13 protein-coding genes are annotated in these 15156 nt (G+C 74.0%); 6 read left to right on the top strand and 7 right to left on the bottom strand.

Translation table 11 applies throughout. The features are described from left to right. Positions 1 to 86: 86 nt before the first annotated feature. Positions 87 to 842, bottom strand: coding sequence for a GntR family transcriptional regulator (locus ACFYXE_RS19605; protein WP_389313944.1), 756 nt, complete (start codon positions 840 to 842; stop codon positions 87 to 89). A 290-nt stretch (positions 843 to 1132) separates the two neighbouring features. Here ACFYXE_RS19605 and ACFYXE_RS19600 point away from each other — a divergent pair, with 290 nt between their 5' ends. Together ACFYXE_RS19600 and ACFYXE_RS19595 are read left to right on the top strand one after the other, a co-directional pair. Further along, a complete protein-coding gene (locus ACFYXE_RS19600; protein WP_389313942.1) occupies positions 1133 to 2452 on the top strand; it encodes a PTS transporter subunit EIIC in 1320 nt (439 codons plus the stop codon). A 99-nt stretch (positions 2453 to 2551) separates the two neighbouring features. Then, positions 2552 to 3607, top strand: a complete 1056-nt coding sequence (locus tag ACFYXE_RS19595) for an SIS domain-containing protein (RefSeq protein WP_389313940.1) — start codon at positions 2552 to 2554, stop codon at positions 3605 to 3607. Between the two features lie 90 nt (positions 3608 to 3697). On the opposite strand, the gene ACFYXE_RS19590 is transcribed toward ACFYXE_RS19595, so the two are convergent. The 4 genes from ACFYXE_RS19590 to ACFYXE_RS19575 all read right to left on the bottom strand — a co-directional run bounded on the left by ACFYXE_RS19590 (position 3698) and on the right by ACFYXE_RS19575 (position 10534). Next, positions 3698 to 5485 carry a ThuA domain-containing protein gene (locus tag ACFYXE_RS19590; protein ID WP_389313938.1) on the bottom strand — a complete coding sequence of 596 codons (1788 nt, stop codon included), beginning with the start codon at positions 5483 to 5485 and terminating at the stop codon, positions 3698 to 3700. Then, complete coding sequence (locus ACFYXE_RS19585; protein WP_389313936.1) at positions 5482 to 7947, bottom strand: PQQ-dependent sugar dehydrogenase; 2466 nt, start codon at positions 7945 to 7947, stop codon at positions 5482 to 5484. Before ACFYXE_RS19585 ends, ACFYXE_RS19590 begins: the two co-directional genes overlap by 4 nt. Positions 7948 to 8285: 338 nt before the next feature. Beyond that, on the bottom strand, positions 8286 to 8822 hold the full coding sequence (locus tag ACFYXE_RS19580) for a MarR family winged helix-turn-helix transcriptional regulator (RefSeq protein WP_389313934.1): 537 nt from the start codon (positions 8820 to 8822) through the stop codon (positions 8286 to 8288). Beyond that, entirely contained in the window at positions 8819 to 10534 is a 1716-nt protein-coding gene (locus ACFYXE_RS19575; RefSeq protein WP_389313932.1) for an FUSC family protein, read from the bottom strand. The genes ACFYXE_RS19580 and ACFYXE_RS19575 overlap by 4 nt, the downstream gene beginning before the upstream one ends. Before the next feature lie 209 nt (positions 10535 to 10743). Between ACFYXE_RS19575 and ACFYXE_RS19570 the strand changes: the two genes are divergently transcribed. After that, positions 10744 to 11295 carry a DUF5134 domain-containing protein gene (locus tag ACFYXE_RS19570; protein WP_361180118.1) on the top strand — a complete coding sequence of 184 codons (552 nt, stop codon included), beginning with the start codon at positions 10744 to 10746 and terminating at the stop codon, positions 11293 to 11295. A gap of 31 nt (positions 11296 to 11326) precedes the next feature. On the opposite strand, the gene ACFYXE_RS19565 is transcribed toward ACFYXE_RS19570, so the two are convergent. Further along, positions 11327 to 11968: an HAD family hydrolase gene (locus ACFYXE_RS19565; protein ID WP_361180121.1), complete on the bottom strand. Its 642-nt coding sequence runs from the start codon at positions 11966 to 11968 to the stop codon at positions 11327 to 11329. Between the two features lie 139 nt (positions 11969 to 12107). Between ACFYXE_RS19565 and ACFYXE_RS19560 the strand changes: the two genes are divergently transcribed. From ACFYXE_RS19560 to ACFYXE_RS19550, 3 genes are all read left to right on the top strand, one after another. Then, a complete protein-coding gene (locus ACFYXE_RS19560) occupies positions 12108 to 13043 on the top strand; it encodes a M56 family metallopeptidase (RefSeq protein ID WP_361180124.1) in 936 nt (311 codons plus the stop codon). Positions 13044 to 13216: 173 nt separating this feature from the next. Next, positions 13217 to 13906 carry a phosphatase PAP2 family protein gene (locus ACFYXE_RS19555; protein ID WP_389313929.1) on the top strand — a complete coding sequence of 230 codons (690 nt, stop codon included), beginning with the start codon at positions 13217 to 13219 and terminating at the stop codon, positions 13904 to 13906. 33 nt (positions 13907 to 13939) lie between these two features. Continuing rightward, a complete protein-coding gene (locus ACFYXE_RS19550; protein WP_389313927.1) occupies positions 13940 to 14635 on the top strand; it encodes an HAD family hydrolase in 696 nt (231 codons plus the stop codon). 136 nt (positions 14636 to 14771) lie between these two features. Here ACFYXE_RS19550 and ACFYXE_RS19545 read toward each other — a convergent pair whose 3' ends face one another. Continuing rightward, positions 14772 to 15017, bottom strand: a complete 246-nt coding sequence (locus tag ACFYXE_RS19545; RefSeq protein WP_361180131.1) for a DUF2630 family protein — start codon at positions 15015 to 15017, stop codon at positions 14772 to 14774. Positions 15018 to 15156 lie beyond the last annotated feature (139 nt).

Here is a 15156-nt window from a genome sequence, read left to right as displayed (position 1 = left end):
GGGGTGACTTCCGCCGGGCCCGTCCGCGCCCGGTGCGGCGGACGATGGATGCGTGCGGAGACTGTGCGACCCGAGCGGTGCCCCGGTCAGCCGGGCTGGAACGTGGTGCGCAGGCGGTAGCGCTCGCCGCTGTACTCGACGGTCGACAGGAGCAGGGGGCGCTGCTCGCGGCTGTAGATGGTCTGGTCGAGGCGGAGCACCGGCGAGCCCGCGGGGATGTCCAGGTGCCCGGCGAGCTCCGGCTCCGCGGTGCGCGCCTCGATGGTCACCTCCGAGCGGTCCAACTCGACGCCGCGCAGGCGCAGTTCCTCGAAGAGTGAGGCCGAGGTGAAGTCGGCCTCGGCGATGCCGGGGGCCAGGCGGGCGACGACGAGGGTGCGGTCGACGGCCACCCGGACGTCGTCCAGGAGCCGGACCCGGTCCAGGCGCAGCAGGGCGGTGCCCGCCGGCACGTCGAGCCGGTCGGCGTCGTCCAGCGAGGCCACGGCGTCCTCCTGCCGCAGCACCAGGGAGCCCGGCGTCATGTGCTTGCGGCGGGCGGTGGCGCTGAACGACTCCAGGTCGTTGGGCCACTCCCTGGCGGGCGCGGGCTCGGCGACGAACCAGCCGCGGCCGTGCGAGGCGGTGAGCAGCCCCTGGTCGACCAGGTGCAGCAGGGCCTTGCGCAGGGTGACGCGGGAGATGTCGAAGCGGGCGCACAGGTCCCGCTCGGAGGGCAGCCGCGCCCCGGATTCGAGACCGCGCCGCGTGATGTCCTCGCGGATGAGGTCGGCCGCCTGTGACCACAGGGGCGCGGCACCGCTGGCGCGCCGGGGCGCGCGCGTGGGGGCGTGGTCCGGCATGCGTGAACCTCCAGGTCAGCGAAGAGGAACCATACCACTGCTTACCACTGCGGCCCGGGGCGGGCCCGCCGCCCCGACGACTTCTCCTTCTGAGGCCTTAGGGCCCGACTTCGGCCGCACAAGGCCTGGGTCGACACCCAGATCGAATACCACTATTGACCAGTTGCAGACCACTGCTTACCTTGTGGGTGCGGCGATCGGGCACGTCCCTCGCCGACCTCGGTGTTCCTCGCCCCCACGGCCCCCGGCCGAGCGAGGCACCGCTCCCCGGGTTTGATGGAGGACATCGGATGAGTACGGCCACCGCAAAGAAGCGAGCCGGCAGCGGATTCATGGCGGTCATGCAGCGCGTCGGACGCAGCCTGATGCTGCCCGTGGCCGTGCTGCCCGCCGCGGCCATCCTGCTGCGCCTGGGCAAGGACGACCTGCTGAGCCGCGAGTCCTTCCCCGAGGTCATCCGCAAGTTCGGCATGATCCTCTCCTCCGGCGGCCAGGCGGTCTTCGACAATCTGCCGCTGCTCTTCGCGATCGGCGTGGCGATCGGCTTCGCCAAGAAGGCCGACGGCTCGACGGCCTTGGCGGCCGCCGTCGGCTACATCGTCTTCAGGAACGTGCTGGCGAGCCCCGCCTTCCCCAACGGCGTCGACGGCAAGCCGCTGGACGCCAAGGTGCTCGGCGGCATCGTGATGGGGCTGGTGTGCGCGCTGCTCTACCAGCGCTACAGCCGCACCAAGCTGCCGGAGTGGCTGGGCTTCTTCGGCGGGCGGCGCCTGGTGCCCATCCTCAGCGCCTTCGCGGGCGTCGTCATCGGCACGGCCTTCGGGGTCATCTGGCCGACCGTCGGCGGCTGGTTCTTCCACTTCGGCGAGTGGCTGGTGGGCACCGGCGCCTGGGGCGCGGGCCTGTTCGGCCTGGTCGTCCGCGCACTGATCCCGGTCGGCATGCACCACTTCTTCTCGTTCTTCCCGTGGTTCGAGGCCGGCAGCTTCACCAACCCGCAGACGGGCGCCGTGGCGCACGGCGACATCTCCCGCTTCCTCGCGGGCGACCCGAGCGCGGGCCAGTTCATGACCGGCGGCTTCCCGATCTACATGTTCGCGCTGCCCGCCGCCGCCCTCGCCATCGCGCACACCGCACGCCCCGAGAACCGCAAGGTCGTCAAGGGCATGATGATCTCGGTCGCGCTGACCTCCTTCGTCACGGGCGTGACCGAGCCCATCGAGTTCAGCTTCATGTTCGTCGCGCCCGTCCTCTACGCCGTCCACGCCGTGCTCTTCGGCGTCTCGATGGCCGTCTGCTACGCGCTCGGCATCCGGGACGGCTTCGGCTTCTCGTCCGGTGCGATCGACTACGTGCTCAACTTCGGCATCGCCACCAAGCCCTGGCTGCTGATCCCCATCGGACTCGGCTTCGCCGCGCTCTACTACGTGATCTTCCGGTTCGCCATCGTCAGGTTCAACCTGCCGACGCCAGGACGGGAGCCGCTGGAGGACACCGCCGACGACCCGTCCGCGCAGCCCTCCCCCGCCGCGACCGGAACAGCGGCCGTCCCCGCCCAGGCGAAGCCCGCCGAGACCGAGGCACCGGCACCGGCACCGCCCGAGCGCTGACCCGCCGCGCCCGCCACACGCACCCCACCCCCGCACCCCACTCCCGCACCGCCCCTCGCCCTCCCGGCTTCCGGGACCCGAGAGAACCAAGGAACCCCCATGTCCGGATCCCGCATCACGTTCCAGACCGGCCAGGACCACCAGCCCGAGGCCCTGGAGCGCGTCGCAGCCCACCTGCGCACCCAGCTCGCCGCCGCCTCCCTCGCCGGCCTGCGCTCGGTCCAGCGCCCCCTGTTCACCGGCATCGGCGCCTCGTACGCCGCGCTCGCCGTCCCCGTCGAGGTGCTCCGGGCGCACGGCGTCGCGGCCCAGCGCGTCCAGGCCGACGAGGTCGAGGACGGGCTGACCGGCTTCGACACGGATCTGCTGCTCGGCGTCTCGCAGGGCGGCCGCAGCTCGGAGACGCTCGCCGCGTTCAAGGCGGCCGGCGACACCTCGACCCTCGCCGTCCTGAACGTCACGCCGTCCCCGCTCGGCGACCTGGCCGAGATCGGCGTCGACCTGGGCAACGAACCCGACTCCTACGCCTCCACCGTCGGCTTCACCGGCACGGTCGTCGCCCTCGACCTGCTCGCGGGCGCCATCGCGGGCCGGGGCGACGACCCCTGGCACGGCATCGCCGCCCACCTGCGGACCGTGCGTGAGCGCGCCGTCGCGGCGATCGGCGCGGTGAGCGAGCGGGCCGCCCGCTGCGTCGCCGCCGACTGTGTCGCCACCGGCGCCTCCCGCGCCGCGTCGGAGGAGATCGCGCTGCTGCTGCGCGAGGTGCCGCGGATGCCCGCCGCCGCCTCGACGACCCGCACCTATCTGCACGGCGAGATGGAGTCCGCGGGCAACACCCTGCACGTCGTCCTCGGCGACGGCCGCGAGATCGACCTGGCCCGCTCGCTCTCCGGCGCCGGTCACCTCTCGCTCCTGGTCACCACCGAGGACGTCGCCCCGACCGCCGACCTCGCGGTGGTCCGCCTGCCCGGGACCGCCGCCGGCCCGCGCGTCGTCCTGGAGACGGTCGTCGGCCAGGAGCTGGTCCGGGCGCTCAGCGTCGAGCGTGACGTGCCGATCGAGTCGTTCGTCTTCGCCAACGACGACACCAAGGAGGGCGGCGTGGACCCGGGCGACTTCGCGATCGGCTCCCCCGAGCTGACCCACGCCTGACCGCGCCGCCGCGGGAGCGCGAACGCCCGCCGGGCGCCCGGACGGAGGACCGTCCGGGCGCCCGGTGCCGTGCCGTGGCACACCGCCGGGTCAGTCGCCCCCGGACGCCCCGCCCCGACCCGCGAGCCGGTCCTCGAAACGGTCCGCCCAGTACGCGGTCCGGTCCAGATAGGCGGTCTCCGCCGCCGCACCGGTCTTCCCGTACGCCCCCTCGAAGGTCTGATATCCATGACCGCCCGGCGGCGAGCTGTCGGCCGGCTCGATGGAACTGCCCTCGTGCCACTCGTTGAAGGACGTCACCGACACCCAGGCGGGGTCACCGCCGACAGCCGGGTCCAGGGCGTTGTTCCACTGCTTGTCGTACGCCGCCCCTCCCGCGCGGCCGAGGGTGGGCGTCGTGTTGCCGGGCACCGCCCGGTCGTCGACGTAGCCGGGGGCGACCGAGGGCGCCCAGATCAGGCCGTGCGCGCGGGCGTAGTCCCCGGCCTGCTTCCAGCCGGGGGCGGTGGCCCCCGCGATGCCGTCGTAGGTGTACATCCCGGAGAAGTGGGCGATCTTGGTGGTGTCGGTGGTCTGGGCCAGCACGATGTTCTGGCCCGTCACGGCGTCGAGCGCGGACCAGTCGGTGACGCGCAGGCTCTCGAAGACGTAGAAGGCGGGCTTGCCGCCGTGCTCGGCCGAGCGGTGGAAGGCCGGGTGCCGGCCGTAGGTGTCGTTGATGTACGTGATGTCGGCCGCCGTGGAGGCCCCGGTGCGCCCCGCGTACGGCTCCAGGTGCCAGGCCACCTCGATGCCCTCCTTGGCCGCCGCGTCCAGGACACCCTTGGCGAGCTTGTCCTCGTAGCCGCCGCGGCCCCACCAGCTGTAGACGATGACCCCGGCGCCGGAGCGCTTGACCCACTTCATGTGCTGGGCGACCGCGCCCGCCATGTCACCGGAGTCGTAGGGGCCGAGCGCCGGGTAGAGGTCGGCGCCGATGTCGTCGGGCGGGGTGTGGCCGCCCTGGGGCCAGTGCCGCCAACTGCCGTTGACGGCGGGGCTGCCGTACCACGGGTAGTAGAAGAGGTGGACGTTCTGCGACCCCTCGGCGGGCGGGGCCGCGTCGGGCGGCCCGCAGTCGGCGGGGGCCACCCCGGTCGCGTAGCGGACCGCGCCGAGCAGCAGGGTGCGGAAGGCCGGGTCGGCGTACGACTCGGCGGTGTGGCCGAGGCCGGTGTAGAAGGAGCGGCCCTGCGCCCGGCACCAGGTGATGGGGTGGTCGCCCGCCATCTCCCCGCCGCCGTACGTCGATTCGTCCAGACTCTGCAGGACGTGCACGCCCGCCCGGGGGTTGGCGCGGTAGTTGTACCACTCGTCGGTGCGGGACCAGGTGGGGCCCAGGTGCGAGGTCGCCGGGTGGGTGCGGTCCTCGTTGACGACGGTGGCCCGCTGGATGGCCGGATGGCTCTTGAAGTAGGCGCCGACGAGCTGCCCGTAGTACGGCCAGTCGTACTCGGTGTCGGCCGCCGCGTGCACCCCGAGGTAGCCGCCGCCGGAGTCGACGTACGACTTCAGGGCGTTCTGCTGGGCGCCGTCGAGCACGTCGCCCGTCGTGTTGAGGAAGACCACGGCCTCGTATCCGGCGAGCTTGCCCGGGGTGAAGACGGCGGCGTCCTCGGTGGCCGTGACGGTGAATCCGCCGCTCTGGCCGAGGCTGCGCAGGGCGTTGATGCCCGCGGGGATCGAGTCGTGCCGGAAGCCCGCCGTCTTGGAGAAGACGAGGACGTCGGCGGCGGGGGCCGCGTGGGCCGACGACGTGAGGGGCACGGTGACGGCGGCGGTCAGGGCCAGGGCGAGGGCGGCGGGCGCACGGCGCAGTCGCCGCGACAGGCTGCTCATGATCGGCTCCCCTGCGCGGCGGAGGTGTTGAGGGTGAAGGCGTCCACGTCGAAGAGGTTGCCCCGGCCGGTCGGCCCCTTGAAGACGAGGACGAGGTCCGTGGTGGCGGAGGGCGCGCCGGACAGGTTCGCCGTGACGTCCTGGAAGTTCTCCCAGCCGCCCGTCACGGGCACGTTCACCGAGCCGAGGAGCGATCCGGTGGGTGAGCCCGCGCGGATCTCGAGGGTGCCGCCCGCGCCGCCGGACGACACACGGGCCGTGAAGGACGTCGCGGTGCCGAGCGCGTAGGGCTTGAAGGAGATCCAGTCGCCGTTGTCCGTGAAGCCGACCGTGTTGGCTCCCTCGGCGTTGCCGTGTCCGGCGATCTGGATGCCCGACTGGGCGGAGAAGTGCTCGGCCTGCCGGTGGCGCGGCTGGAGGGTGTGCCGGCTGTGGGTGGTCAGGCCCGCCTTGTCGGTGTACTCGGCGTCGAAGACCCCGTACAGGTTGGCCGCGCTGTCGTGCTCGCCGTCGGTGGGCACGGCGATGCTGCCGGTGCAGCCGTTCTTGGAGGTGATGGCGTGCGAGTGGCTGTCGTGGCCGAGCAGATAGGTGACCTTGACCTTGGCGCAGTCGATGGCGCCGTCCTCGGGATCGCTCACGCTCACCTCGAAGGGCACGGTGTCGCCGAAGGAGAAGGGGCGCCCGTCGGCGGGCTGTTTCAGGGTGACCGTGGGCGCGGTGTTGCCCGCCGTCACCACGAGGCTCGCGCTGCCGGTCAGCCCCTCGGGATCCTTCACGGTGAGCGTCGGCCGGTAGGTGCCCTTGGTGGTGTACGTGTGGGAGGGGTTGGCCTGCGTCGAGGTGGCTCCGTCACCGAAGTCCCAGGCGTAGGTGAGGGCCTTGCCCTCGGGGTCGGCGCTGCCCGCGGAGGAGAACGCCACGGTCAGCGGGACGGCGCCGGAGGTCTTGTCCGCGGCGGCCTTGGCGACGGGGCTGCGGTTGCTGCCCGCCAGGTACTCGATGCGGTAGAGCGCCTGGTTGTTGCTCCCGGTGCCGTAGTCCAGGACGTACAGCGCGCCGTCGGGACCGAAGTCGCTGTCCATGACCTGGGTGCCGGTCCACGGGAAGTCCTCGATCGTGCCCCGGGACCCGTCGGACTTCACCTCGATGGACTTGATCCACTTGCGGCCGTACTCGGTGGCGAGGAAGCGGCCGTCGAGGGACTGCGGGAACTTCACCGGCGAGTTCAGGTTCGGGTCGTAGCGGTAGACCTCGCCGCCCATCGGCGACTCGGAGCCGCTGCCGAACTCGGGCGGCGATCCCTCCCAGCCGTACTTGATCCAACTGGCCTTGGCGGCGGGCAGCTTGGCCTGGCCGGTGTTGCGGAAGGAGTTGTTGGCCGGGCCGCCCGCGCAGTCGTACTTGGCGGCGGCGGGGCCGCTGGGGAAGGTGTACTCGGTGTACGTCTCGGCGGCGGTGTTCGTTCCGGTGCAGTACGGCCAGCCGTAGTTGCCCGGGGCGGTGATCCGGTCGAACTCGACCTGTCCGCCGGGGCCGCGGCCCGCGTCGCCGCCGCCCGCGTCGGGGCCGTAGTCGCCGAGGTAGACGACGCCGGTCTTCTTGTCGACGCTCATCCGGAACGGGTTGCGGAAGCCCATCGCGTAGATCTCGGGGCGGGTCTTGGCGGTGCCGGGGGCGAAGAGGTTGCCGGCCGGGACGGTGTAGCCGCCGGCCGCCGTCGGCTTGATGCGCAGCACCTTGCCGCGCAGGTCGTTGGTGTTGCCCGAGGAGCGCTGGGCGTCGAACTGCGGGTTGCGGTCCGTCCGTTCGTCGAGGGGCGCGTAGCCGGAGGAGTCGAAGGGGTTGGTGTCGTCGCCGGTCGTCAGGTAGAGGTTCCCCGCGGCGTCGAAGTCGATGTCGCCGCCCACGTGGCAGCACTGGCCGCGGTCGTTGGCCACTTCGAGCAGGACCTTCTCGCTGGCCATGTCGAGGGTGCGGTCGGCCTTGAGGGTGAACCGGGACAGGTTGAGGTGGCCCTTCCACCGGTCGAAGTCGGCGGCGCTCCCGGTGGCCGGGGCGTCACCGGCCGGGGTGTCGAGCTTGGGCGAGTAGTAGAGGTACACGTGGCGGCTGGAGGCGAAGTCCGGGGCCGCCGCGATGCCCTGCAGCCCCTCCTCGTCGTGCGTGTACACGTCCAGCTTCCCGGCCGACGTGGTGTTCCCCGCGGCGTCGGTGTAGCGGACCGTGCCGTCGCGGGCGGTGTGCAGGACCGAGCGGTCGGGCAGCACGGTGAGGGACATCGGCTCGCCCAGTTCGGCTCCGCCCGTGGCGAGTTGGACCTGCTGGTAGTCCGCGGGCGGGATGGCGCGGGCCCGCGCGTCCGCGGCGCCCGAGGTGGCGGCGGTCGTGGCGGTGACGCCGGACAGGACGAGTGCGAGTGCGGTGAGCAGCTTGAGCCCTGTTCGAGGGCGTGGGGACATGGGGCATCCTCCTGACGCTGGGGGGTGGTCAGGCAGGGCGCGCGCCGGCCGCGCTTGCTGCGCCGAAGTGGGGGTGGTGCGCACGTACCGAGTACGGAGGTGCGGTGGGGCGTTCCAAGGCGTGCGTGAATTGCGTGTTCAACACGAGGAATTACGCAGAAGTGCGAGCGCTTTGCATGCTGGCAACGGCCCCTCTATTTGTCAAGGCCGTGTCAAAATGCCGCGCGAGAGGGCCCGAAGTCGCCCCCGGACGGGCGGGCAGTCGACCCCGGACAGGTGGGCAGTCGCCCCCGGATAGGTGGATGCCGGACGCCCCCGCGCCCGGCACCCGCCCCGGCTCAGCCCCGCCGCACCCCGAGGCGGCCCTCCAGCTGGGCGAGCAACTCCCCGAGCAGTCCGCTGAGTTGCCCCTGTCCCTCGCCGTCGAGCACGGACAGCACGACCGTCTCGTAGGCGAGCTGTTCCGGCAGTGTCGCGTCGACGAGCTCGCGGCCCGCTTCGGTCAGGCCGACGTGCGCCACCCGGCGGTCCCGCGCGTCGGCGCGCCGCTCGACCAGCCGGCGCTCCTGGAGCAGCTTGAGCCGTTTGGTGACGGCGGCCCCGGAGGAGAACGTCTCCCTGGCGAGCTCGCCGGGCGTCAGCTCGTGGCCGGTGCGGCGCAGCGCGCCGAGCAGGTCGAACTCGGCGCGGGTCAGGCCGGCCCGGCGCAGCGGGGCGTCCTCGGCCTGCTGGAGGAGGGCCGCGCAGCGGTTGATGCGGCCGATCACCTCCATGGGTCCGGTGTCGATGTCCGGGCGGACCGTCCGCCACTGCCGCACCACCGCGGCCACGGTGTCCCCGCCGTGGCCGGCCACCGGGCCGTTCTCTGTCGTCATGCTCGTGCGCCCTCCCAGGCGTCGGCGGCCGCCGTCGCGGGCCGCTTCGCCTGTCCGTTCTCGCCGCTCCGTCGTCGGACCGTCGCCGCGAGCGTACGGTGTCCGGCGCGTTCGGCGGCGAGCACCCGCTGTTCGGGCAGGGCGTGCTGCCACCATTCGCCGGCGGCCGCGTCGGCGGCGGCCCGCAGGTCGACCAGGGCGGCGGTGAGGCGGCGGCGCCCTGATTCGACCGCACCGGCTCCGGCGAGGCCCGCCTCGGCGTGCTCCCTGGCCCGGTCGGTGGCCGCGATGGCCTGTTCGATGCGGTCGGCGGCGCGCCGGTTGGTGACGAGGACCGCGGCGGCGACGCCGAGCACGGCGCCGACCAGGGTGTCCACGACACGGTCGACGATCAGTTCGCCGGGCTGCTGGAAGCGGGCGAACTCGGTGACGAGCAGGGCCATCGGCGTCACGCACACGGTGCCCAGCCAGTAGTTGCGGGTGATCAGGGCCTCCGCGCCGAAGGCGAGCAGCAGGCAGCTGACGACGAGTTCGGCGTGGCCGAGGTGGGCGAACGGCGCGATGGCGGCGAAGGCGAGCACCCCGACGAGGTTGCCGACCACGCGCTGCACACCGCGGTTCCAGGTGAGTGTGACGTTGGCCTGGTAGAGGGAGGCGGCGGTGACCAGGGCCCAGTAGGGGCGGCCGATGCCGAGCGCGAGCGAGCCGTATCCGGCGAGCGCGCAGCCGACGGCGGTGCGCAGCGCGATCGGCAGCAGCGGGGAGCCGGGGGCGAGCCGCCGCCACAGCGGCACCGTGGGTCCGGCGAGTTCGGCGGCCAGGCCGAGGAGCTCGTCCGCCTCGCCCGGCCGTAGGGGTCCGGGGCGCGGGACGGCGCCCGTGCCGCGCAGTCCGGCCGCCCAGGAGCGCAGCGCGGCGGGGTCCGCGGCGGCGGGCGCGGCGAGGGCCTCCTCGGCGCGGACGACGAGCCGGGCCAGGGCGCGCCGGGCCGCGGCGCCGCGGCCGCCGGTGGCGAGCAGGGACTGCCAGGCCGCGTGCACGGCACCGGCTCCGGCGGCGCGGGCCCGTTCGGCGGCGGCGCCGGTGGCGTCGTCGCGGGCCGCGTCCGTGTAAGCGGCGGCGGCGTGCAGGGCGCGGGCGGTGGCCCGGCGCTCGGGGCCGTGCGGGCGGACGAGGGCGGGCGCCATGCCGACCAGCCAGGCGATCGCGCCGCCGGTGAGGGTGAGGGCGAGGTGGCCGGGGATCTGTCCGGGGGACTGCGGCGCGAAGAGGCTCGCCGAGCTGATGAAGGTGAAGATCAGATGGCCGGGCGGCCCGATGCGGGTGGCGTCGCAGAGCGTCTTCTGCGCGGCGGCGAGCACCGCGCCGACCGCGACGAGGACCACCGCGGAGCCGGTCAGCGAGGCGGCGAGCAGGGCGACGGCGATGCTCGCGGTCATGCCCGCGACGACCCAGGCCAGCGCCCGCGCGCGGGCGGCGTAGGGGAGGTGGTGCGCGTACAGGGCGCAGAACGTCCCGGCCATCGTGTACATCACCAGGTCGAGCCGGCCCAGGGCGAGCAGCGTCAGGTTGGGTATCGCGGTGGCCACGGCGACGCTGGTGGCGGGCTTGAACCAGATGTCGGACGGCTTGCCCGGGCGCAGCACGCCGGCGAGCGGGAGCCGGCGGGCGCGGACGAGGCGCGGGGAGGGGTGCGGGGGCGTGCTGCTCATCCCAGAAGGTTAGCAAGTGTTTTACTCGAAAAGGATTGGGGTCGGCCGGACCCGGCGGGCGCACGGGACCCGGCCCGCACGGCACGTCGGAGCCGTGCGCGACGGCCCGACCGCTCCCCCCGTGCTCCCCTTGCACCCCCGTGCGCTCGCGTACGGGCGCACGGGCCGGGGCATCGACCCGACGTACACCGTCGACAGGGGAGGGTGCGGTGCACGGACCGGCACAGGCCGCCTGGCTGCTCGTCGCACTGTGCGCGGCGACCGGGGCCTACTGTCTGCTGCGGATGCGCAGCCGGATCGAGGAACAGCGCCGCACGGCGGGCGGCGAGGCGCTCATGGGGTTCGGGATGGCGGTGATGGCCCTGCCCGCGGCCGTGGTGGCGCCGCCGCGCTGGGCCTGGCTGGCGTACGCGGCGGTGTTCGGCGCCGCCGCGCTGCACACCGTGTGGGCGGCCCGCACGAACCGCCATCACCTCCACCACCTGGTCGGCGCGTCCGCCATGGTCTACATGTCGGTGGCGATGGCCACGGCGCCGGGCGCGCACGCGGGCCACGGCGGCGCCGGCGTGCCGCTGCTGACCGGCGCCCTCCTGCTCTACTTCGCGGGGTACGTCCTGTGGTCGGGCGTACGGCTCGCCCCCCGGGCGGTCGCCACGGCGGGCGGCACCGCGGTGCGCGGGTGGGCGGACCGCTCCGAGGTGGCGCTGGCGTGCCGCCTGTCGATGGGCATCGGGATGGTGGCGATGCTGCTCACCCTGTAGGGGGTGCCTCTGCGGTCTCCGTGGGCGGCGGTCAGTGGCCGATCAGCGCCGAGAGCGCGATGAGACCGTCGATCTGCCAGTCCGCCGCCTCGGCGACGGCCGGGTCGTCCGCCCAGAAGTGCCCCCACGGCCCGCGCCGGATGTGCGCCGTGCGCAGCCCCGCCTGCCGGGCGGGGTACACGTCGTGGGCCGGGTGGTCGCCGACGTACAGCGTCTCGTGCGGGCCCGCCTGGGAGATCTCCAGGACGCGGGCGAAGAAGGCCGGGTCCGGCTTGGCCACGCCCCAGTCGCCCGACGTGACGACGAGGTCGGCGGGCAGGTCCAGGTCGCGCAGCAGGTCACCGGCGCGCGCCGTCTGGTTCCCGGCGACGACGACCCGGACGCCGAGCTTCTGCAGGCCGCCGAGCGCGGGCCGGACGTCCGCGTACAGGTCCGTCTCGTCCAGGTGCTCGCCGCGCCCCGCCGCCGCCCGCGCGTGGTAGGCGGCGGTCACGTCCATGTCCGGGCTGATCAGCCGCAGCGCGTCGGCGCCGTCCCCGCCCTGCGCGACGACGGCTCCCACGAGCGCGGAGACGGTGTGACGCGGAACCTGCAGCCAGTCCGCCCAGGATGCCCAGTAGCGGTCGTCTTTGGTGAGGGTCTCCCCCACGTCGAACACGATGGTCTCGATCACCGTCAGCACATTACGGCGTCCCGGCGCCCGTTCCGGGGTCGTCACCCGTACGGGAAATACACCCGTGTCGGCCGTGGCGTGCGTCACTTGGCGTGGGAGGCCATACCCCTGGACAGCCCGACCCTCATAGGCTGAACCCATGATGGTCCCCGTCGCACTGCTGCTGCTGGGCGCCCTGACCGCTGTCCTCGCCCCCCGGATGCTCGCGCGGGCCGACTGGCCGGAGCGCGAACCCGTGGTCGCCCTGTGGGCCTGGCAGTGCGTGGTGGCGGGTGTCCTGCTCTGCTGCGCGCTCTCGATGACGCTGAGCGCCGCCGCCGCGTGGCAGGCCGTGCGCGGTCACGTCTTCGCCCCCGCGCCGCACGCCGTGGTCGAGGCCTACGCCCTTCAGGCGCCCGGCCCCTGGGCGGCGGCGACCGCCGTGGCGCTGGCCTGCGGCGGCATCTGGACGGCGGCCATGCTGACCCGGGAGATCGTCCGGGCGCGGGCCCGGCGGTCCGGCCGCAGGGCCGAACTGCTGGTGCGTTCCCCGCTGTTGCCCGGCGAGGAGCCGGGCAGCAACCGCCTGGTCGTCCTGGAGGGCGAGCGCCCCGACGCCTGGTGGCTGCCCGGCCAGGCGCCGCAACTGGTCATCACCACGGCCGCGTTGCGCCGCCTGAAGGGCCGTCAGCTCGACGCGGTGCTGGCCCACGAGCAGGGGCACGCGCAGGCCAGGCACGACTGGCTGCTGCACTGCTCGGGCGCGCTGGCCGTCGGTTTCCCGCAGGTCCGGGTCTTCGCGGCGTTCCGCGACGAGATGCACCGGCTGGTGGAGCTCGCCGCCGACGACGTCGCCTCGCGCCGCTTCGGGCGGCTGACGATCGCCCTCGCCCTGGTCGAACTCAACGAGGACCGGGGCGTGTTCGGGCCCTGCCCGGCCCAGCACGCGCACGTCCCGCAGCGTGTGCACCGGCTGCTCTCGGCACGCCCCCGCCTCACCACCGGGCGCCGGATCCGCCTGACGGCGACGGCGGCGCTGGTGCCGGTCATTCCCGTCCTGGTCACCTTCGTGCCGGGGCTGCGCGCGCTGGGCTAGGGCGTAGCCGCAAGGTCCGGACACGCCCGGGGTCCGCCGCGCACGCCCCGCTGCCCGGCCGGGGCCGCCGGGCAGGCGGACCTGACGAACCGACGACCGGCCGCACCCGGGACATCCGCCGCGCCGGGTCCCCTCGATGGCCGCGAGGCCGCTCCTTCGGCGAGGATCTGTCCATGTACTCCGCGCCCACCGACTCCCCGACCCGTCCCCCGGGCTCCCGTGCCGCCCTCACCGCGGCGGCCTTCGGCGTGCCCGCGCTGCTGCTGCTCGTCCTGGTCGCGCTGGAGTGGCGCCCGCTGCTCTCGCTCGACGGCGACATCTCCCGCACCACGCACCGCTGGGCGGTCGACTCCCCCGGTGTGACCCGGACCAACCGGATCCTGTCCGACTGGGTCTGGGACCCGTGGACGCTGCGCGCCCTGATCGCCGTCGTGGTCGTGTGGTGCGCCGCGCGCGGCGCGTGGTGGCTCGCGCTCTGGCTCACCGGCGCCTGCGCGTTCGGCTCGGCGCTCCAGCAGGGGCTGAAGGCGGCGGTCGGCCGGCCGCGGCCGGTGTGGCCCGACCCGGTGGACTCCGCGCACTACGCGGCCTTCCCTTCGGGGCACGCGATGACGGCGGTGGTGGTCTGCGGGCTGCTGCTGTGGCTGCTGCACCGGCACGGCGCGGGCCGCGCCGTGTGGCGCGCCGCGCTGGCCCTCGCCGCGGTGTCCGTCGTCGGGGTCGGCCTGACCCGGATCTGGCTGGGCGTGCACTGGCCCTCGGACGTCCTGGGCGGTTGGCTGCTCGGCGCGATGACGGTGGCACTGGCCGTCGCGACGTACGACGCGTACGGCCCGGGCAGGCGCACCGCCGGCACCGGCTGACCGTTCGCCCGCCGACCGCGGAGGAAGACCGACATGACGATCAAGGGTGTGCTCTTCGACTTCTCCGGGACGCTGTTCCGGATCGAGCCGGCCGGGTCCTGGCTGCGGGCAGCGCTCGGCGGGCTCGGCGTGGCGCTGGCGGACGCGGAGTCGGAGCGGGTCGCCGCGGCGCTGGAGCGGGCGGGCGCACTGCCTGGCGGCGCCGCTCCGCACACCGTGCCCGAGCATCTCGCCACGGCGTGGGCGACCCGTGACCGGAGCGCCGGGCTGCACCGTGCCGCGTTCACGGGTCTGGCCCGCGAGGTGCCGCTGCCGGACCCGCGGCTCTACGACGCGCTGTACGAACGCCACATGGCTCCGGCGGCCTGGCACCCCTATCCCGACGCGGCGGAGGTCCTCGCCGGGCTGCGCGAGCGCGGGGTCGGCGTCGCGGTGGTCAGCAACATCGGGTGGGACCTGCGGCCGGTCTTCCGCGCGCACGGCCTCGACCGTCACGTCGACGCGTACGTCCTGTCGTACGAGCACGGCATCCAGAAACCCGATGCCCGGCTCTTCGCGGTCGCCTGCGACGCGCTGGGCGTCGATCCGCGGGACGCCCTGATGGTCGGCGACGACCGGCGGGCCGACAGCGGCGCGGCGGACCTCGGGTGCGCGGTGCGCTTCGTCGACCACCGCGAGGTGGAGCGGCGCCCCGACGCGCTGCGGCCGGTGCTCGACCTGGTCGGGTGAGGCGTCAGCCGGGGCCGGTGGCGCCGCAGGGGCCGGAGCGGTCGCAGTACGGCTGGCGGGCGCTGCGGGCGCAGCCGCACAGCTTCACCCGGGTCTCGCGCGCCGTCCCGCCGTCCCCCACCTCAGCCCGCCGTCGTCATGAGCGGTACCCCTCGACCTGGCCGGACGGCCGCACACGCGCCTCGTCGGGGTCCTCGCCGAACTCGCTCTTGGCGCGGCGCTGGCGCAGCAGGTCCCAGCACTGGTCGAGTTCCCGCTCCAGGGTGCCGAGGCGCTCGCGTTCGGTGGGCCCGTCGATCTCGCCCGCGGCCAGGGAGTCGCGCAGCTTCTTCTCGTCCTCGACCATGGCCGTGATCCGGGACAGGATCTGCTGTTGGTCCATGTCAGTCAGCCTCCTCGGCCCCCCGGCCCACTGTAAGGAGGCCCGGCCGGATCGGCGAGGAGAGCGGGGCGCGGCGGCGCGCGCGGGCACGCCTGTGGGCAGGCAACACTCCCCCGCGGTGCTGCCTGCCCAAGGCGTC

It is taken from the genome of Streptomyces sp. NPDC002564, assembly GCF_042889645.1.
Classification (GTDB): Bacteria; Actinomycetota; Actinomycetes; order Streptomycetales; family Streptomycetaceae; genus Streptomyces.
This window is presented reverse-complemented; position numbering and strand designations above follow the sequence as displayed.

Excerpts from the sequence above, each read along its gene's own strand:
- ACFYXE_RS19605 (WP_389313944.1), bottom strand. The coding sequence starts at position 842 with ATGCCGGACCACGCCCCCACGCGCGCGCCCCGGCGCGCCAGCGGTGCC.
- ACFYXE_RS19600 (WP_389313942.1), top strand. The coding sequence starts at position 1,133 with ATGAGTACGGCCACCGCAAAGAAGCGAGCCGGCAGCGGATTCATGGCG.
- ACFYXE_RS19595 (WP_389313940.1), top strand. The coding sequence starts at position 2,552 with ATGTCCGGATCCCGCATCACGTTCCAGACCGGCCAGGACCACCAGCCC.
- ACFYXE_RS19590 (WP_389313938.1), bottom strand. The coding sequence starts at position 5,485 with ATGAGCAGCCTGTCGCGGCGACTGCGCCGTGCGCCCGCCGCCCTCGCC.
- ACFYXE_RS19585 (WP_389313936.1), bottom strand. The coding sequence starts at position 7,947 with ATGTCCCCACGCCCTCGAACAGGGCTCAAGCTGCTCACCGCACTCGCA.
- ACFYXE_RS19580 (WP_389313934.1), bottom strand. The coding sequence starts at position 8,822 with ATGACGACAGAGAACGGCCCGGTGGCCGGCCACGGCGGGGACACCGTG.
- ACFYXE_RS19575 (WP_389313932.1), bottom strand. The coding sequence starts at position 10,534 with ATGAGCAGCACGCCCCCGCACCCCTCCCCGCGCCTCGTCCGCGCCCGC.
- ACFYXE_RS19560 (WP_361180124.1), top strand. The coding sequence starts at position 12,108 with ATGATGGTCCCCGTCGCACTGCTGCTGCTGGGCGCCCTGACCGCTGTC.
- ACFYXE_RS19555 (WP_389313929.1), top strand. The coding sequence starts at position 13,217 with ATGTACTCCGCGCCCACCGACTCCCCGACCCGTCCCCCGGGCTCCCGT.
- ACFYXE_RS19550 (WP_389313927.1), top strand. The coding sequence starts at position 13,940 with ATGACGATCAAGGGTGTGCTCTTCGACTTCTCCGGGACGCTGTTCCGG.
- ACFYXE_RS19545 (WP_361180131.1), bottom strand. The coding sequence starts at position 15,017 with ATGGACCAACAGCAGATCCTGTCCCGGATCACGGCCATGGTCGAGGAC.